The organism is Streptomyces sp. NPDC048185 (genome assembly GCF_043202495.1).
In the GTDB taxonomy this organism is placed as follows: Bacteria; Actinomycetota; Actinomycetes; order Streptomycetales; family Streptomycetaceae; genus Streptomyces.
This window is the reverse complement of the sequence record NZ_JBIDAN010000019.1, coordinates 13,874-35,637: the sequence shown is the minus strand read 5'-3', so window position 1 is coordinate 35,637 and position 21,764 is coordinate 13,874. Positions and strand designations below refer to the sequence as shown.

At 73.2% G+C, this 21,764-nt stretch carries 18 protein-coding genes; 5 read left to right on the top strand and 13 right to left on the bottom strand.

Annotated elements, in window-relative coordinates; all coding sequences use genetic code 11:
- Positions 1 to 198: 198 nt before the first annotated feature.
- Complete coding sequence (locus tag ACGF3H_RS35680) at positions 199 to 3,573, bottom strand: pyruvate carboxylase (RefSeq protein ID WP_362498514.1); 3,375 nt, start codon at positions 3,571 to 3,573, stop codon at positions 199 to 201.
- A gap of 116 nt (positions 3,574 to 3,689) precedes the next feature.
- Positions 3,690 to 4,007 carry a hypothetical protein gene (locus tag ACGF3H_RS35675; RefSeq protein WP_362498511.1) on the bottom strand — a complete coding sequence of 106 codons (318 nt, stop codon included), beginning with the start codon at positions 4,005 to 4,007 and terminating at the stop codon, positions 3,690 to 3,692.
- Between the two features lie 513 nt (positions 4,008 to 4,520).
- On the opposite strand from ACGF3H_RS35675, the gene ACGF3H_RS35670 reads away from it, so the two are divergent.
- Positions 4,521 to 5,411 carry a CAP domain-containing protein gene (locus ACGF3H_RS35670; RefSeq protein WP_362498509.1) on the top strand — a complete coding sequence of 297 codons (891 nt, stop codon included), beginning with the start codon at positions 4,521 to 4,523 and terminating at the stop codon, positions 5,409 to 5,411.
- A 5-nt stretch (positions 5,412 to 5,416) separates the two neighbouring features.
- Here ACGF3H_RS35670 and ACGF3H_RS35665 read toward each other — a convergent pair whose 3' ends face one another.
- Together ACGF3H_RS35665 and ACGF3H_RS35660 are read right to left on the bottom strand one after the other, a co-directional pair.
- Positions 5,417 to 6,724, bottom strand: coding sequence for a HAMP domain-containing sensor histidine kinase (locus ACGF3H_RS35665; protein WP_362498506.1), 1,308 nt, complete (start codon positions 6,722 to 6,724; stop codon positions 5,417 to 5,419).
- Positions 6,721 to 7,410: a response regulator transcription factor gene (locus tag ACGF3H_RS35660; protein WP_362498504.1), complete on the bottom strand. Its 690-nt coding sequence runs from the start codon at positions 7,408 to 7,410 to the stop codon at positions 6,721 to 6,723. Before ACGF3H_RS35660 ends, ACGF3H_RS35665 begins: the two co-directional genes overlap by 4 nt.
- Positions 7,411 to 7,446: 36 nt before the next feature.
- On the opposite strand from ACGF3H_RS35660, the gene ACGF3H_RS35655 reads away from it, so the two are divergent.
- The gene (locus ACGF3H_RS35655; RefSeq protein ID WP_362498502.1) at positions 7,447 to 8,040 is read left to right on the top strand and encodes a hypothetical protein; all 594 of its coding nucleotides are present in this window, start codon (positions 7,447 to 7,449) and stop codon (positions 8,038 to 8,040) included.
- 67 nt (positions 8,041 to 8,107) lie between these two features.
- Here the strand turns inward: ACGF3H_RS35655 and ACGF3H_RS35650 are convergent, their stop codons facing one another.
- Entirely contained in the window at positions 8,108 to 9,772 is a 1,665-nt protein-coding gene (locus tag ACGF3H_RS35650; protein WP_362498499.1) for a cellulase family glycosylhydrolase, read from the bottom strand.
- A 294-nt stretch (positions 9,773 to 10,066) separates the two neighbouring features.
- On the bottom strand, positions 10,067 to 11,611 hold the full coding sequence (locus ACGF3H_RS35645) for an alpha/beta hydrolase (RefSeq protein WP_362498497.1): 1,545 nt from the start codon (positions 11,609 to 11,611) through the stop codon (positions 10,067 to 10,069).
- Between the two features lie 91 nt (positions 11,612 to 11,702).
- On the opposite strand from ACGF3H_RS35645, the gene ACGF3H_RS35640 reads away from it, so the two are divergent.
- Positions 11,703 to 12,650: a MerR family transcriptional regulator gene (locus tag ACGF3H_RS35640; RefSeq protein WP_362498494.1), complete on the top strand. Its 948-nt coding sequence runs from the start codon at positions 11,703 to 11,705 to the stop codon at positions 12,648 to 12,650.
- A 24-nt stretch (positions 12,651 to 12,674) separates the two neighbouring features.
- On the opposite strand, the gene ACGF3H_RS35635 is transcribed toward ACGF3H_RS35640, so the two are convergent.
- The 3 genes from ACGF3H_RS35635 to ACGF3H_RS35625 all read right to left on the bottom strand — a co-directional run bounded on the left by ACGF3H_RS35635 (position 12,675) and on the right by ACGF3H_RS35625 (position 15,723).
- Positions 12,675 to 12,941 (bottom strand): hypothetical protein, encoded by a 267-nt coding sequence (locus ACGF3H_RS35635; RefSeq protein WP_362498491.1) that lies wholly within the window; start codon positions 12,939 to 12,941, stop codon positions 12,675 to 12,677.
- An 83-nt stretch (positions 12,942 to 13,024) separates the two neighbouring features.
- Positions 13,025 to 15,247: a catalase/peroxidase HPI gene (gene katG, locus ACGF3H_RS35630; protein ID WP_362498489.1), complete on the bottom strand. Its 2,223-nt coding sequence runs from the start codon at positions 15,245 to 15,247 to the stop codon at positions 13,025 to 13,027.
- Between the two features lie 29 nt (positions 15,248 to 15,276).
- Positions 15,277 to 15,723, bottom strand: coding sequence for a Fur family transcriptional regulator (locus tag ACGF3H_RS35625; protein WP_362498487.1), 447 nt, complete (start codon positions 15,721 to 15,723; stop codon positions 15,277 to 15,279).
- Between the two features lie 382 nt (positions 15,724 to 16,105).
- Between ACGF3H_RS35625 and ACGF3H_RS35620 the strand changes: the two genes are divergently transcribed.
- Together ACGF3H_RS35620 and ACGF3H_RS35615 are read left to right on the top strand one after the other, a co-directional pair.
- Positions 16,106 to 17,206, top strand: coding sequence for a DUF475 domain-containing protein (locus ACGF3H_RS35620; RefSeq protein WP_362498485.1), 1,101 nt, complete (start codon positions 16,106 to 16,108; stop codon positions 17,204 to 17,206).
- 119 nt (positions 17,207 to 17,325) lie between these two features.
- Positions 17,326 to 17,748, top strand: a complete 423-nt coding sequence (locus ACGF3H_RS35615; protein ID WP_362498482.1) for a DUF350 domain-containing protein — start codon at positions 17,326 to 17,328, stop codon at positions 17,746 to 17,748.
- Positions 17,749 to 17,761: 13 nt separating this feature from the next.
- Here the strand turns inward: ACGF3H_RS35615 and ACGF3H_RS35610 are convergent, their stop codons facing one another.
- From ACGF3H_RS35610 to ACGF3H_RS35595, 4 genes are all read right to left on the bottom strand, one after another.
- Complete coding sequence (locus ACGF3H_RS35610; RefSeq protein WP_362498479.1) at positions 17,762 to 18,919, bottom strand: oxygenase MpaB family protein; 1,158 nt, start codon at positions 18,917 to 18,919, stop codon at positions 17,762 to 17,764.
- A gap of 115 nt (positions 18,920 to 19,034) precedes the next feature.
- Positions 19,035 to 20,111, bottom strand: a complete 1,077-nt coding sequence (locus ACGF3H_RS35605; protein WP_362498477.1) for a polyprenyl synthetase family protein — start codon at positions 20,109 to 20,111, stop codon at positions 19,035 to 19,037.
- Positions 20,104 to 20,388 (bottom strand): polyprenyl synthetase, encoded by a 285-nt coding sequence (locus ACGF3H_RS35600; RefSeq protein WP_362498475.1) that lies wholly within the window; start codon positions 20,386 to 20,388, stop codon positions 20,104 to 20,106. Before ACGF3H_RS35600 ends, ACGF3H_RS35605 begins: the two co-directional genes overlap by 8 nt.
- Positions 20,389 to 20,560: 172 nt before the next feature.
- Positions 20,561 to 21,637 carry a polyprenyl synthetase family protein gene (locus ACGF3H_RS35595; RefSeq protein WP_362498473.1) on the bottom strand — a complete coding sequence of 359 codons (1,077 nt, stop codon included), beginning with the start codon at positions 21,635 to 21,637 and terminating at the stop codon, positions 20,561 to 20,563.
- Positions 21,638 to 21,764 lie beyond the last annotated feature (127 nt).

Here is a 21,764-nt window from a genome sequence, read left to right as displayed (position 1 = left end):
GGGGGCGCGCGGCGGGCCCCGGGGGCGCGGGGGCCCCGGGGGTGTGGGGGGGGGGGGGCCCCCCGGGGGGCCCGGGGGGGGGGGGGGGCCGGGGGGGGGCCCCCCCGCCCGGGCCCGGGCCGGGGCCCCCACCGCCGTCGCGTCGAGCCCGCTCGGCCCGGTGCCGCCCGGCTCAGTTCGGTTCAGTCTCAGTTCAGTTCAGTTCAGTTCGACGAGGAGGTCGCCGCCCTCCACCTGCTGGATGCGGTTGATGGCCAGCCGGCCGACGGTGCCGGACTTCGGCGCGGTGATGGTGGCCTCCATCTTCATCGCCTCGATGGTGGCCACGGTGGCGCCGGCCTCCACGCTGTCGCCCTCGGCGACGGCGAGGGTCACCACGCCGGCGAACGGCGCCGCGACATGTCCCGCATTGGCCCGGTCGGCCTTCTCGGTGACCGGGACGTCGGAGGCGGCGGCGCGGTCGCGGACCTGGATGGGCCGCAGCTGGCCGTTGAGCGTGGACATCACGGTGCGCATGCCGCGTTCGTCGGCGTCGCCGACCGCCTGGAGCTCGATCAGCAGCCGCACCCCGGGGTCGAGGTCGACGGTGTACTCCTTGCCCGGGCGCAGCCCGTAGAAGAAGTCCTTGCTGTCCAGCACGCTGGTGTCGCCGAAGGTGCCCCGGTGGGCGTCGAACTCGCGCGCCGGGCCGGGGAACAGCAGCCGGTTGAGCGTCGCCCTGCGGTCCTTGGCCAGCCCGGTACGGTCGTCGGCGCTCAGCTCCGCCACCGGCTTGGCCTCGGCGCGGCCCCGCAGCGCCTTGCTGCGGAACGGCTCGGGCCAGCCACCGGGCGGCGTGCCCAGCTCACCGCGCAGGAAGCCGATGACGGAGTCGGGGATGTCGAACCGGTCGGGGTCCGCCTCGAAGTCCGCCGGTGAGACACCTGCGCCCACCAGGTGAAGGGCGAGGTCGCCGACCACCTTGGAGGAGGGCGTGACCTTCACCAGGCGGCCCAGCATGCGGTCGGCGGCGGCGTACATCGCCTCGATGTCCTCGAAGCGGTCGCCGAGGCCCAGCGCGATGGCCTGGGTGCGCAGGTTGGAGAGCTGGCCGCCGGGGATCTCGTGGTGGTAGACGCGGCCGGTCGGGGAGGCGAGGCCCGCCTCGAAGGGTGCGTAGACCTTGCGGACGCTCTCCCAGTACGGCTCGAGGTCGCCGACGGCCTGGAGGTCGAGGCCGGTGGGCCGGTCGGTGTGGTCGGTGGCGGCGACGATCGCCGACAGCGACGGCTGCGAGGTGGTGCCCGCCATGGACGCCACCGCTCCGTCCACCGCGTCCGCGCCGGCCTGGACGGCGGCGAGGTAGGTGGCGAGCTGCCCGCCGGTGGTGTCGTGGGTGTGCAGGTGCACCGGCAGGTCGAACTCGCGGCGCAGCGCGGACACGAGCGTCGCGGCGGCCGGGGCGCGCAGCAGGCCAGCCATGTCCTTGACGGCCAGCACGTGGGCGCCCGCGTTCACGATCTTCTCGGCGAGCTTCAGGTAGTAGTCGAGGGTGTAGAGCCGCTCCGACGGGTCGGACAGGTCGGCGGTGTAGCACAGGGCCACCTCCGCGACCGACGTGCCGGTCTCGCGCACGGCGTCGATGGCGGGGCGCATCTGGTCGACGTCGTTGAGGGCGTCGAAGATGCGGAAGACGTCGATGCCGGTGGCCGCGGCCTCCTGCACGAAGGCGTCGGTGACCTCGGTCGGGTACGGGGTGTAGCCCACGGTGTTGCGGCCGCGCAGCAGCATCTGGAGGCAGATGTTGGGCACGGCCTCGCGCAGCGCGGCCAGCCGCTCCCACGGGTCCTCGGCGAGGAAGCGCAGGGCGACGTCGTAGGTGGCGCCGCCCCAGCACTCCAGGGACAGCAGCCCGGGCAGCGTGCGGGCGACCACGGGGGCGACGGCCAGCATGTCCTTGGTGCGCACGCGGGTGGCGAGCAGCGACTGGTGGGCGTCGCGGAAGGTGGTGTCGGTGACGCCGATGGTCGGTGACTCGCGCAGCCAGCGGGCGAAGCCCTCGGGGCCGAGTTCGGCCAGCCGCTGCCGGGAACCGGCCGGGGGTTCACCGGCGGGCCGCGGCGGCAGCTTGGTCAGCGGGTCGGCCAGTTCGGGGCGTTCGCCGTGCGGCTTGTTGACCGTGACGTCGGCGAGGTAGGTCAGCAGCTTCGTGCCGCGGTCGGCGGAGTGCCGGGCGGTGAGCAGGTGCGGGCGCTGCTCGATGAACGACGTGGTGACCTGTCCGGCCTGGAAGTCGGGGTCGTCCAGCACCGCCTGGAGGAAGGGGATGTTGGTGGCGACGCCGCGGATGCGGAACTCGGCGACGGCCCGCCGGGCGCGGCCGACGGCGGTGGCGAAGTCGCGGCCCCGGCAGGAGAGCTTGACCAGCATCGAGTCGAAGTGCGCGCTGATCTCCGTGCCGGCGTGGGTGGTGCCGCCGTCGAGGCGGATGCCCGAGCCGCCCGGCGAACGGTAGGCGCTGATCGTGCCGGTGTCCGGGCGGAAGCCGTTGGCCGGGTCCTCGGTGGTGATACGGCACTGGAGGGCGGCGCCGCGCAGGGTGATGTTCTCCTGGGCGAGACCCAGGTCCGCCAGCGTCTCGCCGGCGGCGATGCGCAGCTGGGACTGCACGAGGTCGACGTCGGTGACCTCCTCCGTCACGGTGTGCTCGACCTGGATGCGCGGGTTCATCTCGATGAAGACGTGGTTGCCGTCCCGGTCGACGAGGAACTCCACGGTGCCGGCGTTGCGGTAGCCGATCTGCCGGGCGAAGTTCACGGCGTCGGCGCAGATCCGCTCCCGCAGTTCCGGGTCGAGGTTGGGCGCGGGCGCCAGCTCGATCACCTTCTGGTGGCGGCGCTGCACCGAGCAGTCCCGCTCGAAGAGGTGGATGACGCCGCCCTCGCCGTCGGCGAGGATCTGGACCTCGATGTGACGGGGTTCGACGACCGCCTTCTCCAGGAAGACCGTGGAGTCGCCGAAGGCGGACGCGGCCTCGCGGGACGCCGCCTCGATGGCCTCGCGCAGCTGGGCGGGGTCCTCGACACGGCGCATGCCGCGCCCGCCGCCGCCGGCCACGGCCTTGACGAACACGGGGAAGCCGATGCCGTCGGCGGCGCGGACGAGTTCGTCGACGTCGGTGGAGGGGGCGGAGGATCCGAGGACGGGCACGCCGGCCTCGCGGGCGGCGGCCACCGCTCGGGCCTTGTTGCCGGTCAGCTCGAGGATCTGGGCGCTCGGTCCGACGAAGGTGATGCCGGCCTCTTCGCAGGCGCGGGCCAGCTCGGGGTTCTCGGACAGGAACCCGTAGCCCGGGTAGACGGCGTCCGCCCCGGCGCGGCGGGCCGCGCGGACGATCTCCTCGACGGAGAGGTAGGCACGCACCGGGTGCCCCGGCTCCCCGATCTCGTAGGCCTCGTCGGCCTTCAGCCGGTGCAGCGAGTTGCGGTCCTCGTGCGGGAAGACGGCGACCGTGCGCGCGCCGAGCTCGTAGCCCGCACGGAACGCGCGGATCGCGATCTCACCGCGGTTGGCGACCAGCACCTTGCGGAACATTCTTGATCCCTTCAGCCTGCCGGGTGACGAGACCATGGTGTCGGCGCCGCCTCCGGTACGCCATGTGAGCCGGGCCACTCACGGCCCGGCCACGACGCTGTGCCGTCGCCCTCGCGTCAGAGGTCGGAGTCGATTCCGGTGACCACCGTGGGCCCGAGCGGCGCGCTGCTCGCGTCCAGGCCGGCCGCGCGCAGGGCGGAGTCGGCGACCTGGCGGGCGCGGCCCTCGGCGTGGGCGGCGGTGTCCGCCTCGACGGTGAGGCGGATGGTGAAGGTGCCGTCGTCGTTGAGGGAGAGGGCGTCGAGGTCCTCCTCGTCCCCCAGGTGGGTGCGGTGCGGATCTGCGGGGCGCAGTGCGCGGGCGAGCTCGTCCTTGGTGGTGTCCCGGACCGCGCCGGTGAACGTTCCGGGCACCGAGATGACGTACGTCGTCATGGCACTCCTTCCTTCGGATCCCCTCCGCCTACCCCGATACCGCCCGGGGACCCGGCCGGCAACGGTGTCGTCACCGCGGGACGGCGGCGAGGCGGTGACGCAGGCGCTCGACGCCGGCCGGGGTGCAGGCGGGGGCCGGTGACGGCGCGGGCCGGCAGAGCCGCCCTGGCCAGGGTGCACAGCAGGGCCCCCGCGGGCCGCTGTCGAGGTGCCAGGGGGCCGGCGAGCGGGAGCTGGTCGGGCCGGGCGCCCCGGCGTCCGTGAGGCGACGGCCGACGGGTGGCCCGGTGATGCCCAGCGCCTCGCTGTGGGCGTCCACCCTGGGCCGGCGCATCGCGTTCCTCAGCGCACTTTTGCGGCTGTCTTAAGGCTTTCTGAAGATGACCTTCGAACAGCCGTTTCCACGCCGGACGGGTCCTAGGCTCTCGCACACCCCCCACAGTCCCGGTGGACGCGATCGCGTCCACCGGGTACGGGGCCGAGTCAGCCGACCGACAGACCGAGGTGTCCTGCATGGGTTCCCGCCGAGCCGCTCGCCCGTCCCGATCACACGCACGCCCCCACCGCGGGCTGAGGACGCGCGGCACCGTGCTGGTGCTCGGCATCGCCGTCACGGCGGGTGCCGGGATCACGCTGGCCGTCTCCGGCGGGGAGGACGGCGAACCCGCGGACCGGGTCACCACGAGCGCCGCCGGTGAGGGCCCGAACACCGAGGTGGCGGCGGGAGGTGTGGCGTCGCCGGTCTCCCCGTCGGCGAGCCCGAGTGTCTCGGCGAGCGCCTCGCCCCGGGCGAGCGCGAAGCCCGGCGCCGAGCCGTCGAAGACGGCGAGCCCGTCCGCCGGGCGGGCCGAGAAGACCCGGCCCGCCTCCACGGCTCCCGCGAGGACGACGGTGAAGAGCGGCTCCGACAGGTCGGAGGGGGGCGGCGGCACGGGTTCCGGCAGCGGATCGGGCTCGGGTTCGGGATCGGGTTCGGGATCGGGTTCGGGTTCGGCAGCGGGTTCGGGCTCCGGCGGAGCGAGCGGGGCCGAGGCCGAGGTCCTCGCGCTGGTCAACGAGGAGCGGGCCTCGGCAGGCTGCTCGCCGGTCACCGCGAACAGCCGGCTGACCCGGGCCGCCGACGACTACAGCGACGTCATGGCCGCGAGCGGCGTGATGTCCCACACCGGTCCGGACGGCTCCACCATGACGAGCCGGGTCGAGGCCGCCGGCTACGAGTGGTCGACGCTGGGCGAGAACATAGCCCGCGGCCAGTCCGACGCCGCCTCGGTGATGGAGTCCTGGATGAACAGCCCCGGGCACCGGGCGAACATACTCAACTGCTCGTTCAAGGAGCTCGGAGTCGGCGTGCACTTCGGCGACGGCGGCCCCTGGTGGACGCAGGACTTCGGCGCGAGCCGCTGACGCCGTCACCGCCCCTCGTCGGCGAGCACGAACGACACCCGCACCCGGGCACCGCCCAGCGGTGCCCGGGTGATCGTCAGCTCGCCTTCCGCCGCGCGGGCCGCACGGGCCACGATGTCCAGGCCCAGCCCGGTGGAGCCGCCGACGCTGACGCCCCGGGTGAGCGCCGCCTCGGGGTCCGCGACGCCCGGACCGGCGTCGTCCACGGTGAGAGCCACGTACCGTTCGGCCCGTTCCACGCGGACGGCGAAGCCGGTGCCCTCGGGGGTGTGCCGGAAGACGTTGCCGATCAGGGCGTCGACGACGGCCGCGAGGTCGTCCTCGGGGAAGGCGACCGGCGTGGGGCGCGGGGTGAGGGACCGTTCGTGGGGGCGCCCCTGCTGGGTGGCGAGGACCGACCAGAAGTCCAGGCGCATGGCGACCACCTCGGCCGCGTCGCACGGTCTCGCCCTGCCGGTTCCGCCACCTGGCTGCGCGGCGGCCAGGGGCGTACGGGCGGCCGCGATGATCGAGTCGAGTTCGCTCTCCAGCTGGCCGGCCGCCTCGGTGACCCGGCGGGCGCTCGGCGTCGCGCCCATCCGGTCGGCCTCCAGGTAGAGGGCGGTCAGCGGGGTGCGCAGCCGGTGGGAGAGGTCGGCGACCAGTTCGCGTTCGACGGCGAGCAGGTCGACGACCCGGTCGGCCATGGTGTTGAACGCCGCGCCGGCCTCCTGGAGCTCGGGCGGGCCGTCCGGTTCCACGCGCACGTCGAGGTCGCCGGAGCCGAGGGCCAGTGAGGCGCGCTTCAGGCTGCGGGAGGAGCGGACGACGCGGGCGCCGAGCCGGTCGGCGACCAGCACCGAGCCGCCGACCAGTCCGAGTGCGAGCAGGGCCATCACGCCCCACGAGGCGGCCACGCCGCGGCTGAGGTCCGCCGCCGGGACGTAGGCCTCCACGACGGCGACCCGGTCGCCGCGCAGGACGACGGGCTGGAGGTACACCCAGCCGTCGGCGGTGTCCACGGCGAGCGTCTCGCGGCCGCGCACGGCCCGGTCGAGCGCGGCCTCGGGCGCGTGCGGGGTGCCGACGAAACCGCCGTCGGGCAGCCGCACCACCAGCTGGTCCGGGGAGCCCAGTTCGGTGACGGCCTGCTGTACGTCGGCGCGCCGGGTGGTGAGGGCGAGCACCGGGGAGAGGGCGGCGGCCCGCTGCTCGGCGGCCGTGGTGACGCGGTCGCGGGCCTGCTCGCGGACGAGGAGGGCGAGTGGGACGAGGAACGACAGGGCGATCATCGAGGTGACGGCGAGGGCGATCCCGGCGAGGGCACGTCTCATGGCGGGCTGACCAGCTTGATGCCGATGCCGCGCACGGTCTGGAGGTAACGGGGCTTTCGCGCCTTCTCGCCCATCTTGCGGCGGAGCGCGGAGAGGTGGACGTCGACCGTCTGTTCCTCCAGATACGGCTGCTGCCACACCTCGGTGAGGATCCGCTGCCTCGATATGACCTGGTCGGCATGGTCGGCGAGATAGGCGAGCAGGTCGAACTCACGGCGGGTCAGGGCGAGTTCGCGGTCCTCGAGGTGGGCGGTGCGCGCGGTGGGGTCGATCCGCAGGCCGGCGACCCGCAGGACGGGCGGCTGCGCGGCCCGGGTGCCGGCGGGCGCGGACCGGCGCAGCACGGCCGCGAGGCGTGCCGCGAGCTGGCCGCCGGAGAACGGCTTGACCAGGTAGTCGTCGGCGCCGGCGTTGAGCAGCCGGATGATCTCCGTCTCGTCGTCCCGCGCGGTGGCGACGAGCACCGGGAGGCGGGAGATGCCCCGGATCATGCGGAGCACGTCGAGCCCGTCGAGATCGGGCAGCCCCAGGTCGAGCACCACGATGTCCGGCGGGCTCTGGGTGATCTCGCGCAGCGCCTCGAAACCCTGGTGCGCGGTCTTGACCGCGTAGCCGTGTCCGGTCAGGACCTCGATCAGCGCGGCCCGGATCACGGGGTCGTCCTCGACGACAAGTACACAGGCCATGGGCAGGCACGTTAGCCGGTCCGTCACTATGGTGTCGTGTCCCGCCTCCTGCGCTACCTGATCATCTGGCTGTCGTGCACGGCCGCCAGCGTCACGGCCGTCATCCTCACCATCCACTTCGTGGTGGGCTCGACCCGGCCCACCGCGCCGGTCGCGCAGTCGGCGCCGCAGGAGCTCCCGGTCTCGCCGCGGCCCGCGCCGCCGGCGAGCGTGACGCCCTCCTCCCCCAGCCCTTCGGCCACCAGGGAGGAGCCCCGCCCCACGCCGGCCCGCACCCGTGAGAAGCGGCGCGAGCCGAGCCCGGTGGAGACGACGCCGACCGCACGCGCCACCGCCAGCGCCACCGCCACCGCCCAGCGGCCTCCCGCGGGCGGGGGCGAGCGGGGATGCGAGGAGGGCGGCTCGGGTGTCTACACGGTGCCGTCGCAGGGCGGCAGGGCGACGGTGCGCTTCGGCGGTGGCGGGGTGTGCCTGGTGTCGGCGGTGCCGGAGCAGGGCTTCACGGTCAGCACGAGCCAGAGTGCGGCCGAGACGCTGACCGTGACGTTCTCGGCGAGCCGGCACCGGTCGGAGATCACCGCGACGACCGAGCCGCGCAGCCAGGCCAGTGTGCGCGAGGTCTCGTTCTGACGCCCGGAGGGCGTCGGGTGCCGTCCGGCCGGAGGGCGGTCTCCGGCCGGACGGCGGGCGCGTCCGCTCAGGCCCTGGCGCAGGCCGCGCCGTCCAGGCTGAACGCGGTCGGGGCGGTGTTCGTGGCGCCCTTGCCCGCGGTGAAGCCGAGGGTGACCGAGCCGCCGGCGGGGACGGTGGAGGTGTAGGAGGCCGGGACGACGCTCACCGCGCCGCCGCGCTGCGTGGGGGTGCCGCCCCACATGTTCGTGATGGTCTGGCCGTCGGCGAAGGCGAAGGCGAGCGTCCAGCCGCCGAGGGGGGCGGCACCGGTGTTGCGGACGGTGATCTCGCCCTGGAAGCCGCCCGGCCACTCGCCCACGACGCGGTAGCCGACCGAGCAGGCGGCGGCGCTCCCACCGGTCGTGACACTCGCTGTCGCGGAACGGGCCGAGCGGTTGCCGGCCGCGTCGCGGGCGCGGACGGCGAAGGAGTAGGCGGTGTCCGGGGTGAGGCCGGTGACGGTGGCGGTGCGGGCGGTGCTCGTGGCGACCCTCGTCTCGGTGCCGCCGTCGACGCGGACGACGTCGTAGCCGGTGACGCCCACGTTGTCGGTGGCCGCGCTCCAGGCGAGGGTGACCGACGTGGCCGTCACCGCGGACGCGACCGGGGTGCCGGGGGCGGTGGGGGCCTGGGTGTCCTGCGGGGCGCCGCCGCCGTAGACGGTGGCTTCCTCGGCGGTCCGCACGATGCCGTCGGCGCCGTGGAAGACGCGTTCGCCCCAGGCGCTGAGGCGGCTGGGGTCGAAGTCGACCGCGAGGTCGAGGACCGGGTCGGTGTTGCCGCTCCAGGACCAGGCGAGGTATCCGAGGTCCAGCTGCTCCGCCGTGGCCATCATGGTGTCCTCGTCCGGGTCGCCGTACTGGTCGGCGGGGCCGCCGAACTCTCCGATGACGATGGGCAGTCCGGCGTCGACGAAGGCGTTCAGGTAGTCGGTGATCTCCTGCGCGGTGTCGTAGACGCTGTACATGTGGATGGAGAAGATCAGATCGCCGGTGGGGTCGGCGTCGGCGACGGCCTGGGCGTTCGCCTTCATCACACCCTGCCAGTCCTGGCCCCAGTTGGGTGCGTCCACCATGATGGTGTGCTGGAGCCCGGCGGCGCGCAGCTTCTTGACGGCCGCGATCGTCGGCTCGGTCCAGCCGGCCGGGTTCGTGTTGCCCCAGGGCTCGTTGCCGATGTTGACGATGACGTGGCCCTCCTCGCCGGCGAGGACGTCCTTCAGGCCGATCCAGTAGTCGGCCGCGTGATCGAGCGTGCCGGCGGCCGCGTCCTCGCCGTAGCCGGTGGTGTCGTGCACCTCCAGGACGCAGATCAGCCGGTTGGCCTTGCACTGGTCGATGACGGCCGCCACGTCCGCGGGGCTGTTCTCGCTCCAGCGGTGTCCGTCGGACAGGACGACCCGGACGGTGTTGGCACCGAGCGCCTTGATGTCGGCCAGCGACCGGGTCTCGCCCGGGTACCAGGTGTGGGCGTGGTTGACCCCGCGCATGACGAAGTCGTTCCCGTCGGCCTCGAGCAGCCGGCCGTCGCTGATGTGCAGGCCGGCGACGGCAGCGGGGGCCGGCGGCGGCGCGGCCTGCGCGGCGGCGGGGCACAGGGCGCCGACGACGGCGATGCCGACGAGTGCCGCCAGCGCGGCCCAGAGGCGGGGTACGGGGTTCCTGCGGGGGGCGGGCCTTGGTTTTCGCACGGCGACTCCAGGCGTGTGGGGTGAGTGACACGGGGACGAGATATGGGAGCGCTCCCATGAAACGCACCGCGTCGCGTACACGTCAAGATGGCGGGCGGGCTCCGTCCCGCTCCTCCGCCGCGCGGACGCGGTACGGCCCCGCGGACGGTCGCGCTCCCCGTTCCGCGGGGCCCGTGCCGCTTGGACGAGGCGGCCCCCATGACCTTCACCCGTTGGTGGTTCCGGTCCCCTCACACGTCGGTACGGGCAACGGCCCGGAGCCGCGGCACGGCGTCCCGGGGCCGCGGAGCCGCCTCACGGCCGCAGGTGCCGCAGCACCGCGCGCATCGCCCGCCGCACCGCCTCGCGCGACTCGTCGGTCACGTCCCGGGTCTCGAAGCCGTGGTGGCCGTGCGGCACGTCGATCACCTCGACACCGGCACCGCACTCCTCGGCCGCGGCCAGGAACTCCGCCACACCGGCGGCGATCTCGGGCATCTCCAGACCCACCCGGGTGAGGACCACGGGCAGGTCGCCGGCCTTCGTCACCGCGTCCACCGGGTGGAACCGGGTGCCGGACATCCCCCAGTTGGGCAGGGGCGCCAGGACCGGGTAGGTGGCCGCCAGGCAGCGCAGCCACGGCGGGGGCGCGCCCAGCCAGTCGGCGGTGATCAGCCCGCCGCCCGAAAGGAACCACAGCGCGACGCGGTCCGCGTCCACCCGGGGGTCGGCCCGGATCCGCTCCACCGCGTCGGCCACATCGGCGGCGGCCCGATCGAAGTCGGCGAGTTCGTGCAGCCGGTGGGCGACGACCGCACCCACCACTCCGTTCGTCGCCGCGTACCCGGCGTACCCGGTCAGCGTGGGCCAGTCCCTCGGCTGCGGCCGGGCGTCGGCGGGCACCGGGCCGCCGTGCACGAACACCACCGCCGGTAGCGGCTCCTCGGCCTCGCCGTCGGGCAGGTAGAGGTCGACGTTCCCCGTGCGCTCCCGGGGGACTTCGGGCAGGTCCAGCAGGAACGGCCGCCGGACGGGCGGTTCGGCCACGTCGGCCGCCTCCAGCCGGTGTCCCTCGCCGGCCGCGGCCCGCAGCAGGACGTCGGCCAGCTCGGCGGGGCAGGACAGCATCGGCCAGTGCCCGGTGGGGAGTTCGAAGAAGGTCACCCGGGGGTCGACGAGGGCGCGCAGGGCGGGGTCACCGAATCCCACCAGCATCTGGACCATCTCGATGCTCGACCCGTTGGCGGTGCACAGCACTCCCGTGGTGGGTGTCCCGGCCACCGCACCGGTCAGCCGGAGCGGTTGGTACAGGGTGCCCAGCGGCTGCGGGACGGCGAGGGTGGTGAGCCGGTCCAGCGCGGCGTCGGAGAGGCCCGCCGTGCTGCCCCAGCGATGCCATTCGCCGTGGGCCGGGGGCGGCAGCTCGCCGTCGGTGCCCGCTCCCCCGCCGTCCCCGGCACGCTCGGCCAGCCGCTCGCGCAGCGACTGGTCGGGGACCGCGGCCAGGGCGGGGACGCCGTCGCGCGGCATCGCCGAGTCCAGGTACACGATCCGGTCGATCCGCTCCGTCCGCCGGTCGGCGGCGCCGAGGGCGGGGTGGATGCCGTAGTCGTGGCCGACCAGTACGATCCGGTCGTCGTCCTCCTGGCCGGTCTCCGTGCCGATCGCGTCGATCACCGCGAGCACGTCGGCGATGTGTGTCTCCAGGTCCGTGCCGGCCGGCGCGGTGCCGCGCGGCCCGTCGAGCCCGGTGAGGGCCACCGGGTACACCTCGGCGCCCGCGGCGGCCAGGTGCGCCGCGGTGTTCTCCCACACGTGTGTGCCGGTGAACATGCCCGGCACCAGGACGAATGCGGTCATGGTCTCTCCTCCGTACGTGATCGTGCGGACCGGTCCGGTCGCCCGTCCGCGCTCGCCGGTACGGTAGGAACTCCCCCTGAGGGAGGTTCAAGTGTTCATGTCGCACGACGGGTTGTGCGGGATCGGCGAGCTCGCCGATCGGGCGGGCGTCACGGTGAAGACCGTCCGCTTCTACTCGGACCGCGGTCTGCTGCCGGAGGCCTCCCGAAGCACGGGCGGACACCGCCGGTACGGCCCGGAGGCCCTCGGCCGGCTGCGTCTGATCCGCTCCTTGCGCGCCCTCGGGCTGGCGGTGCCCGAGGTACGCCGGGTGCTCGACGAGGAGGACGGGGCCGGTGGCGTGCTGGAGGACGCCGTCGCCGGGCGGCTGCGGGAAGTCGGTTCCGAGCTCCGGGCGTTGCGCTGGCGGGAGGCGGCCCTGCGGCTGGTGCAGGAGTGTCCGCCCGGGGAGCGGGCCGACCGGCTGCGGCTGGTCGGCGCGGTGGCCTCCCCGCCGAGCACGGCGCCGCTGGTCAGGTTCTGGCGCGGCTGGCTGCCGCCGCGGATGCCGGCGCGGGCGACCACCGCGTTCCTGGAGGTGGCGGTGCCCCGGCCGCCCGACGACCCGGCCCCCGCTCAGGTCCTCGCCTTCGCCCGGCTCAACGCCCTCACGCTCGCCCCGTGCCCGGGCACCGCGCAGCCGCAGCCCGCGGCGCACCGGGCCGCCGGGGCGCGCGGCGCCTCGGTGCTGTACGCGGGGCTGGCCGAGGCGTACGAGCTGGCGGGGGTACGCATGCGCCGGGGCGTGGACCCGCACGCAGGCGAGGCGCTCGACTGCTTCGTGAGCGCGTACACCGGCGCCTACGGTGTCCGCGACACCCCGGACTTCCGTCGTGTGCTGGCCCGGCGGCTGGCGGACGACCCGCGGATCGACCGCTACTGGGAGCTGGTGGCCGAGGTGGTCACGCGGCCGGGCGCCCGGCCCGAGCCGACGCCCGGTGCCGCGCACGACTGGCTCTTCGCCGCGCTCCGGGCGCAGTCGGCGGCCACGGCGGCCTGAACGGACCGCCCGCGTGGCCCCCGGTCAGGGCGCGTCGCCCCGCCAGTCGAAGCGGCGGGTGCCGCCGGGCCTCGCTCCGTAGACGGACCGGCCGCCCGGGCCGTAGCGGCCTATCTCCGTCGCCAGTGTCACGCCCCGGACGCGTTCGTCCTCGGCCAGGTCCGTGACGTCCAGCAACAGGCCGTCCAGCGGACCGCCGACCAGCTGCGCGTACGCGCGCCCCGGCCGTGGCCCGGGGTTGTCGTGGTCGGCGCCGTAGACCCGGCCTCGCATGAACTCCACCTCATCCATGCCGGTCAGCCTCGCATCCGGCACTGACAACGCGGACGGACGATCCCGGGCCGGTACGGGGACCGGCCCGGGCGTCGCGGTCGTCAGACCAGGTCGAAGCGGTCGAGGTTCATGACCTTGACCCAGGCGGCGACGAAGTCGTGCACGAACTTCTCCTTCGCGTCGTCGGAGGCGTAGACCTCAGCGAGCGCGCGCAGCTCGGAGTTGGAGCCGAAGACGAGGTCGGCGCGGCTGCCGGCCCACTTCACCTCGCCGGTGGCCGCGTCACGGCCCTCGAACGTGGTCTGGTCCTCGGAGGTCGACTTCCACGTGATGCCCAGGTCGAGCAGGTTGACGAAGAAGTCGTTGGTGAGCGAGCCGGGCGTCCTGGTGAAGGCGCCGAGCGGGGACTGCTGGTGGTTGGCGCCCAGCACCCGCAGGCCACCGACCAGGACGGTCATCTCGGGCGCGCTCAGGGTGAGCAGGTTCGCCCGGTCGAGGAGCAGGAACTCGGCCGGCAGGCGGTTGCCCTTGCCGAGGTAGTTGCGGAACCCGTCGGCGGTCGGCTCGAGTGCCTCGAACGACTCGGCGTCGGTGTGCTCCTCCGTCGCGTCCACGCGGCCCGCGGCGAACGGCACCTCCACCTGGAAGCCGGCTTCCTTGGCTGCCTTCTCGACGGCGGCGGAGCCGCCGAGGACGATCAGGTCGGCCAGGGAGACCTTCTTCGCGCCGGCGCCGGAGTTGAACTCCCGCTGGACGCCCTCCAGGACCCGCAGGACCTGCGCCAGCTCGTCGGGCTCGTTGACCTCCCAGCCGCGCTGCGGCTCCAGGCGGATGCGGGCGCCGTTGGCTCCGCCGCGCTTGTCGCTGCCGCGGAAGGTGGACGCCGAGGCCCACGCGGTGGAGACCAGCTGCGAGACGGACAGGCCGGACTCGAGGAGCTTGGTCTTGAGGGTGGCGACGTCCTCGGCGTCGATGGTCTCGCCCTCGGCCTCGGGCAGCGGGTCCTGCCACAGCAGGGTCTCCTCCGGGACCTCCGGGCCGAGGTACAGGGACTTCGGGCCCATGTCGCGGTGGGTCAGCTTGTACCAGGCGCGCGCGAAGGCGTCCGCGAACTCCTCCGGGTTCTCGTAGAACCGGCGGGAGATCGGCTCGTAGATCGGGTCGAAGCGCAGCGACAGGTCGGTGGTGAGCATCTTCGGGCGGTGCTTCTTCGACGGGTCGTGCGCGTCCGGGACGATCTCCGGGGCGTCCTTCGCCACCCACTGGTTGGCGCCGGCCGGGCTCTGCTCGAGCTCGTACTCGAACTCGAAGAGGTTCTTGAAGAACCCGTTGCTCCACTGCGTCGGCGTCGTGGTCCAGGTGACCTCGAGGCCGGAGGTGATGGCGTCCGCGCCCTTGCCGGTGCCGTGGGTGCTCCTCCAGCCCAGGCCCTGCTCCTCCATGGAGGCGGCCTCGGGGTCGGCGCCGACGGCGTCGGCCGGGCCGGCACCGTGGGTCTTGCCGAAGGTGTGGCCGCCGGCGATCAGCGCGACGGTCTCCTCGTCGTTCATCGCCATGCGACGGAACGTCTCACGGATGTCGCGGGCGGCGGCGATGGGGTCCGGGTTGCCGTTCGGGCCCTCCGGGTTGACGTAGATCAGACCCATCTGGACCGCGCCGAGCGGGTTCTCCAGCTCGCGGTCGCCGGTGTAGCGCCGGTCGTCCAGCCAGGTGGTCTCCGGGCCCCAGTAGACGTCCTCCTCGGCCTCCCAGACGTCGGCGCGGCCGCCGGCGAACCCGAAGGTCTCGAAGCCCATCTGCTCCAGGGCGACGTTACCGGTGAGGACCAGCAGGTCGGCCCAGGAGATGTTCTGACCGTACTTCTTCTTGACCGGCCACAGCAGGCGGCGGGCCTTGTCGAGGTTGCCGTTGTCGGGCCAGCTGTTGAGCGGGGCGAAGCGCTGCTGGCCGGCCCCGGCGCCACCGCGCCCGTCGCTGATGCGGTAGGTGCCCGCGCTGTGCCAGGCCATACGGATCATCAGCGGGCCGTAGTTGCCGAAGTCGGCGGGCCACCAGTCCTGCGAGGTGGTCAGCACCTCGGCGATGTCGCGTTTGACGGCGGCCAGGTCGAGGGACTTGAACGCCTCGGCGTAGTCGAACTCCTCGCCCAGCGGGTTGGCGACGGCGGGGTTCTTGGCGAGGATCTTCAGGTTGAGCCGCTCCGGCCACCACTGACGGTTTCCGCCGCCCTGGGTCGGGTGGAGGGCGCGGGTGTGGGCGACCGGGCAGCCGCCCGCCTCCTCGGTCTTGGCGTCGGTCACGATGGCGTCGTGGTTCTCGGACATGGGGCGTGGATCCTTCCGGACGGGGCGGTTCACGGTGCGGGGGACGTACTGGTGCTGGAGCAGTCGGGGCACAGGCCCCGGTAGATGACCTCGGCCTCGTCGATCGCGAAGCCGTGGTCGTCGGAGGCGGTCAGACAGGGTGCCTCACCGACGGCGCAGTCGACGTCGGCGAGGGCGCCGCACGACCGGCACAGGACGTGGTGATGGTTGTCCCCGACGCGCCCCTCGAACCGGGCCGGGCTGCCGGGCGGTTGGATGCGGCGCACGAGGCCGGCCGCGGTGAGCGCGTGCAGGGCCTCGTACACGCCCTGGAGGGACACGTGGCCCACCCTGTCGCGCACGCCGGAGGCTATCGCCTCCACGCCGAGGTGATCGCCCGCCCGGACGGTCTCGAGCAGCGCGACGCGGGCGGCGGTCACCCGCAGCCCCGCTCCGCGCAGGTCCTTCGCTGTGGCCGTGCTCCGGGAGGCGGTCATGGCGGCGAACCTACTCGGGTAAACCGGAACTCTTCAAGGAAACGAGCGATTCAGATTGGGGGAAATCGAGGAACCACGGAATCCGAGGTTCCGAGGTGATCGAGGAGTCGTCAGGAGCCCGTGCGATCCGTGGAGCTCCGCAGACGACGGACGGGGGCCGCGCGAGGGGCCGCCGGGAGAGGGGGACGGGTCTGCGGGTGGCGGCGCGGCCGTCCCTTGCCGCGCCGCCATGCACCGCACCGACCCATCGGGCGGGGACCCCGGTGCCGCCCGTCCACGCATCCGCTGTGACGGCGGGCGAGCGTGGTAGACAACGTGGATGGTGGGCACCGGCAAGGACATGCCGCGACCGGCACAGCGCGACGACAGGAATGAGTAGCCCGTGCTTCTGAAGACGTTCCGCTGGGCGTTCGCCGTCACCGCCCTGGGCCTCGCCGCGGGGGTCCTCTACGACGGCTGGACCGCCCTCGGCCTGGTGGCCATCCTGGCCGTCCTGGAGATCTCGCTGTCCTTCGACAACGCGGTGATCAACGCCGGGATCCTGAAGAAGATGAGCGCCTTCTGGCAGAAGATCTTCCTCACCGTCGGCGTCCTGATCGCCGTCTTCGGCATGCGCCTGGTCTTCCCGGTCGTCATCGTGGCGATCAGCGCCCGGCTGAGTCCCTGGAACGCCGTCCACCTCGCGCTCACCGACAAGGACCGGTACCAGCAGCTGGTGACCGACGCCCACCCGTCGATCGCGGCCTTCGGCGGCATGTTCCTGCTGATGATCTTCCTGGACTTCATCCTGGAGGACCGGGAGATCAAGTGGCTGAGTGCCGTCGAACGGCCGCTCGCGAAGCTCGGCAGGGTCGACATGCTCTCGGTCTGCGTCGCCCTGATCGTGCTGCTCGTCTCCTCCATGACCTTCGCGGCCCACGCCCACCAGCACGGCGGCACCCACGCCGACAAGGCGCAGACGGTGCTGGTCTCCGGGGTCGCCGGCCTCATCACGTACATGGTCGTCCACGGTCTCTCGGAATACTTCGAGAACCGGCTCGAAGCGGAGGAGGAGCGCGAGCACGAGGCCGACGAGGAGGCCGAACGCTCCGGCAGTCCCCGCTCGGCGGTGGCCCTGACCGGCAAGGCGGCGTTCTTCATGTTCCTCTACCTGGAGGTCCTGGACGCGTCGTTCTCCTTCGACGGCGTCATCGGCGCCTTCGCCATCACCAACGACATCGTCCTGATGGCCCTCGGCCTCGGCATCGGCGCCATGTACGTCCGGTCCCTGACCGTCTACCTGGTCCGCCAGGGCACCCTCGACGACTACGTCTACCTCGAGCACGGCGCCCACTACGCCATCGGCGCCCTCGCCGTCATCCTCCTCGTCACCATCCGGTACGAGATCAGCGAGATCGTCACCGGACTCATCGGCGTGGTCCTGATCGCCTGGTCCTTCTGGTCCTCCGTACGCCGCAACAGGGCGCTCGCGGACGCGGGCTGACACCGGGTCCGGACCGATCGCCGCCCGCAGCGCCCGTGGCACCGAACAGGTGCGCTACATTTTGCATCGCCTTGACCGCGATCACTCACGATCACTCACGCTACGGAGCCGGCAATCCCATGAGCGACATCGTCAACGGACTCGGCCGCGCCACCGCCTACGGAGCCCTCGGCCTGGTCCTGTTGGTCCTCGGCATCGTCCTGGTGGACGTGCTGACGCCCGGGAAGCTCGGCCGGCAGATCTGGGAGCAGCGCAACCGCAACGCCGCGCTGGTGCTCAGCTCGGCGCTGCTCGGTGTCGGCGGCATCGTGTTCACGTCGATATGGACGACGTACGAGGACTTCGGCAAGGGCCTCGTGTCGACCGCGGCGTTCGGTCTGCTGGGGCTGGTGATGATGGCCCTGGCGTTCCTGGTGGTCGACGTGATCACCCCGGGGCGGCTGGGCGCGACGCTGGTCGAGCCCGAGCCGCACCCTGCGGTCTGGGTGACGGCGTGCTGCAATCTCGCGGTGTCGGCCATCGTCTCGGCCTCCATCGCCTGACCGTCCGCCCCGCTCAGGAGACGGTGGCGGGCGGCGGGGTCCAGCGGTGGGTGCGGGGCGCGGCGGGGACGCCGTACTCCTCCTTCAGCTGTTCGGGGATCGCGTAGTGCATGACGCGTCCGCGGGTGAGGGAGGAGAGTTCGAGGGCCGTGGTGAGGTGGCCGAGCCGGTCCAGCGCCCAGGCGCCGAGCGGTGAGCGGTCCTCGATGGTCTCCAGGATGCCGAGGAGGTGCGGGGCGGCTTTGACGAGGGTGTCCCAGGGGGTGCGGGGCACGTCGAGCCAGTCGGCGCAGGTGTCGCCGACGAGGTAGCGGATCAGGGCGGAGACGACCGGGTCGAAGAGGGTGCCGGGGACGACTTCCTCGTAGAGGTCGATGAGCTGCCGGGTCAGGTGCGCGCCCTCCTCCGAGGGGCCCATGTGGCGCAGCATGTACAGGTCGAGGAACTGCCGTGCCTCGTCGAGGGTGCGCGGCACCGCGTCCTGGTCCACGCCGAGGATGGCTCCCACCACCCGCCAGGCGTAGAAGTAGGCGTCGGCTCCTTCCTCGGACATGTGGATGCCGAGCCGGTGCAGGCTGTCGAGGACGGTCAGGGAGAAGAACATCTGCCCGCCGATCATGTCCTCCTGACAGATCGGCACACCGAGGGTGCCGGTGTCCCAGCGGTTCTCCCGCTTCAGGTGGTGGCGGATCGAGGCGTGCAGCAGCCGGACCTTCTGGGCGGCCGGTACGAAGCGGCCGCCGGCCTCGAAGGCGTCGGGCCGCATCAGGTAGACGGTGAACTGGCCGGTCTCCGCCATGCGTTTGGAGGGGTAGCTCAGTCCGTGGGTGGCCGACAGCAGCCTGGCCACGTGCGGGACGACGTAGCAGGCGGGCATGGAGGCGAAGGACAGGGCGGTGGAGATGTGCACGTTGTTGTCGATGAAGAACAGCCGGGCCTTCTCCATCTCGGCCCAGTCCACCCAGTCCGGTGGGGTGGCCGTCGCCCGGAGGTATTCCCGGGCCACTCCGGGGAGCCCGGCGGGGAGTTCCTGGCCGGTGGTGGAGACGTAGCGCATCAGGGAGTTGAACGTGCCCACCTCGCCGCGCTCGAACAGGGTGGCGACGACGGCGTCGGCCAGTTCGTCGCCGTGGTGGCGCAGGGCGTCCATCGACGTCTCGGTGTAGGTCATCACGGTCTCCTCGGCTCGGCGTTGGCAGGGGTGACGTCGTCAGGGGTGACGGAAGGCGGGTGACGGAAGGCGGGCGACGGACGGCGGGATCGGCGCGCGGATCGGTGACGGGCGGTCAGTGGACGCGGTCGGTCGCCCGGTGCGCGAGATCGCACAGGGCCCGGCGTGCCCCGGCCGGCACGTCGACGTCGTCCAGGGCCCGGGTGGCCAGCTCCACCCGCGTGAGGATCATCCGCTCGACCCGCTGCGGTGCCCCCAGCTCCCGCATCAGCGCGCGCACGTCCTCCAGGTGGGTGCCGTCCAGGTCGCGCCGGCCCAGCACCGCGAGCAGCCGTTCGCGCTGGGCGGTGCCGGCGGACCGCCAGGTCTCGGCGAGCAGCGCGGTGGGCCGGTGCGTGCGCAGGTCGTCCAGGGCGCCCTTGCCGGTGCGTTCCGGGTCGCCGAACAGGCCCAGCAGGTCGTCGCGGAGCTGGAAGGCCTCGCCGAGCGGTAGACCGTAGGCGGAGTAGCCCTCGCGCAGCGCCGGGGTGGCGCCGGCGAGCAGTCCGCCGAGGAGCAGCGGGTGTTCGACGGTGTACTTGGCGGTCTTGTAGCGGACGACCTTCAGGGAGGTGCCGGTGTCCGGCGGGCCCCCGGTGTGCAGGATCTCCAGGCACTCGCCGGCGACGAGTTCGCGGGCGAGGTCGGCCCACAGGCCCCGGGCGCGGGCGAGGTAGGCGGCGGGCAGGCCGCAGTCGGTGAAGAGCCGGCCGGCGAGTGCCATCAGGTGGTCGCCGACGAGCAGGGCCAGGGAGCGTGCGGCCGCCCGGACTCGGGGCCGGTCCTCCCCCACTCCGGGCGGGGCGGCGTCCAGGGCCGTCTCCAGCGCGATGTGGGCCGTGGGCCGGCCGTGGCGCAGGGCGCTGTCGTCGATGAGGTCGTCGTGGACGATCGCCGCGGCGTGCACCAGTTCCATGGAGGCCGCCGCCCGCACCAGCGCGTCGCTGTCGGGCTGGCCGGCCGCCCGCCAGCCCCAGTAGCAGAAGGCCGCGCGCAATCGCTTGCCGTGTCCGGCCGCGGTGCGCAGCTGTTCGGCCACGGGAGCGAGGGCCTCGTCGATGGCCACGAGCGCGTCGGCCTCCTCGGCGAGGAAGCCGTGCAGGAGCGTGTCGACCCGCCCCTTGAAGGCGGCCGGGTCCCAGCGGTCAGACATCGTGGCCTTCGGCCGCGCGGCGCGCCAGCACGTGCCGGGCGAGCACCTCGAGGTGGGCCGGCGGCACGGTGGTGCACCGGTCCAGGGCCAGCCTGCCGCGCGCCCGCAGGTCCTGGTCCGCCTCGCGCATCAGGTCGGCGGTGTCCGAGCGGCGCAGCAGCCCCCGCAGGGCGCCCACCGCCGAACCCACCGTGCTCACCGCCAGGTCGGCGAGCCCGGCGACCAGCAGCACCGCCTGGTCGTCCCGGCCCGGGCCGCGCGGCGTCGAGTGCGTCATGCTTCTCCCCCACAGGTGGCGTCGTCACGGACGCGCCCGGTCGGCTGCGCATCCGGTTCGATCATGACGGCGGGCTCCGGGCGGGTGATCCCCGAATCTTCCTTTGAGCGACACGGCGAACACGTGTCAGAGGCGCCGGGGGGACAGTCGGACCGTCCGGCGACCGGACCGGTCAGCGGTCGCGCTCGACGCTCCACAGCGGCAGTCGTTCGAAGAAGGCGACCGCCTCCTCGCGCCACCGCGGACGCCAGCCGGCCGCCACCTCTCCGGCCTGCTCGGCGTACCGCCGCATGTCCGCGCGCATGAGGCCGGGCACGCCGTGACGCTCGGCCGTCTCGCGGACCGCGGCGACGGTTTCGGCCGGGCAGGCGGGATCGCCGAGGGCCTGTTCCACGAGCGCGCGGTCGGAGCCGCTCAGGACGGCCAGCAGGCGGGCTGTGGTGTAAGTCCGCTTCCCCTCACGGATGTCGGTGCCGGTCGGCTTGCCCATCGCGGTGGCGTCGCCGAACAGGTCGAGGTAGTCGTCGCGCATCTGGCCGCAGATGCCCACCAGCCGCGCGTAGCGCCGCAACTCCGGCTCGTGGGCGGCCGGTTGTTCGCCCGCTGCCAGGAGACCGAGACACATGGGGGCGAGGACCGAGTAGCGGGCCGACTTGTGGTCGGCGACATCGTGCAGGACGTCGTCGTCGACGACCGCGGGGCCGAAGTCGCGTTCCAGGTCGGCGATCTGGCCCACGAACGTGTCGACGGCGGTTCGGGTCTGGACGTCAGCCATGGCCTGTCGCAGCCCGACCGGGAGCCGGGCGTCGAGGAGCACCCGCAGGGCGAGCACGAGCGCGAGGTCGCCGGCGAGGACGGTGAGCCCGAGTGCGGCACGGGGGTGGCGTGGGAACCTCTCGCGGTAGGCGTAGTAGGTGGTGGGTCCGCCCCGGCGGGTGGCGCTGTCGTCGATGAGGTCGTCGTGCACCAGGCCGTGGGTCTGGAGCAGTTCGATGCTGAGCGCCGCGGCGTCCAGTGCCTCGGCGGGTGCGTCGTCGCGGACCAGCCGCGCGGCCTCGTGCAGCAGGACGACCCGCATCCGTTTACCGCCGCGGAGGGACAGGTCGCGCAACAACTCGAGGCAGTCCGGGGTGAAACGGCTGAACGACGGCGCCTGGAGCGTCGCGCCCACCCGGTCGAAGTACTCCGCGAAGAGCCTGTTGAACCGGCGCTCGTGGCGGGCGACGCGGTCCGGCAACTGCTCGGGCATGGCGGAGTCCTCCTGGCGGCGGGGTGGGTGACGCGCCGGCAAGTCTGGCAGGAGGCTACGGCCACCCGCCCGAACCCCGCGTCGAAGTCACTGCATAACGGGATCAATCGCCGTTCGAGTTGAAGGA

Coding starts and splice junctions, on each gene's coding strand:
- ACGF3H_RS35615 (WP_362498482.1), top strand. CDS start 17,326: ATGAGCGACATCGTCAACGGACTCGGCCGCGCCACCGCCTACGGAGCC.
- ACGF3H_RS35600 (WP_362498475.1), bottom strand. CDS start 20,388: ATGACGCACTCGACGCCGCGCGGCCCGGGCCGGGACGACCAGGCGGTG.
- ACGF3H_RS35675 (WP_362498511.1), bottom strand. CDS start 4,007: ATGACGACGTACGTCATCTCGGTGCCCGGAACGTTCACCGGCGCGGTC.
- ACGF3H_RS35635 (WP_362498491.1), bottom strand. CDS start 12,941: ATGGATGAGGTGGAGTTCATGCGAGGCCGGGTCTACGGCGCCGACCAC.
- ACGF3H_RS35595 (WP_362498473.1), bottom strand. CDS start 21,637: ATGCCCGAGCAGTTGCCGGACCGCGTCGCCCGCCACGAGCGCCGGTTC.
- ACGF3H_RS35665 (WP_362498506.1), bottom strand. CDS start 6,724: ATGAGACGTGCCCTCGCCGGGATCGCCCTCGCCGTCACCTCGATGATC.
- katG (WP_362498489.1), bottom strand. CDS start 15,247: ATGTCCGAGAACCACGACGCCATCGTGACCGACGCCAAGACCGAGGAG.
- ACGF3H_RS35670 (WP_362498509.1), top strand. CDS start 4,521: ATGGGTTCCCGCCGAGCCGCTCGCCCGTCCCGATCACACGCACGCCCC.
- ACGF3H_RS35660 (WP_362498504.1), bottom strand. CDS start 7,410: ATGGCCTGTGTACTTGTCGTCGAGGACGACCCCGTGATCCGGGCCGCG.
- ACGF3H_RS35610 (WP_362498479.1), bottom strand. CDS start 18,919: ATGACCTACACCGAGACGTCGATGGACGCCCTGCGCCACCACGGCGAC.
- ACGF3H_RS35680 (WP_362498514.1), bottom strand. CDS start 3,573: ATGTTCCGCAAGGTGCTGGTCGCCAACCGCGGTGAGATCGCGATCCGC.
- ACGF3H_RS35625 (WP_362498487.1), bottom strand. CDS start 15,723: ATGACCGCCTCCCGGAGCACGGCCACAGCGAAGGACCTGCGCGGAGCG.
- ACGF3H_RS35605 (WP_362498477.1), bottom strand. CDS start 20,111: ATGTCTGACCGCTGGGACCCGGCCGCCTTCAAGGGGCGGGTCGACACG.
- ACGF3H_RS35645 (WP_362498497.1), bottom strand. CDS start 11,611: ATGACCGCATTCGTCCTGGTGCCGGGCATGTTCACCGGCACACACGTG.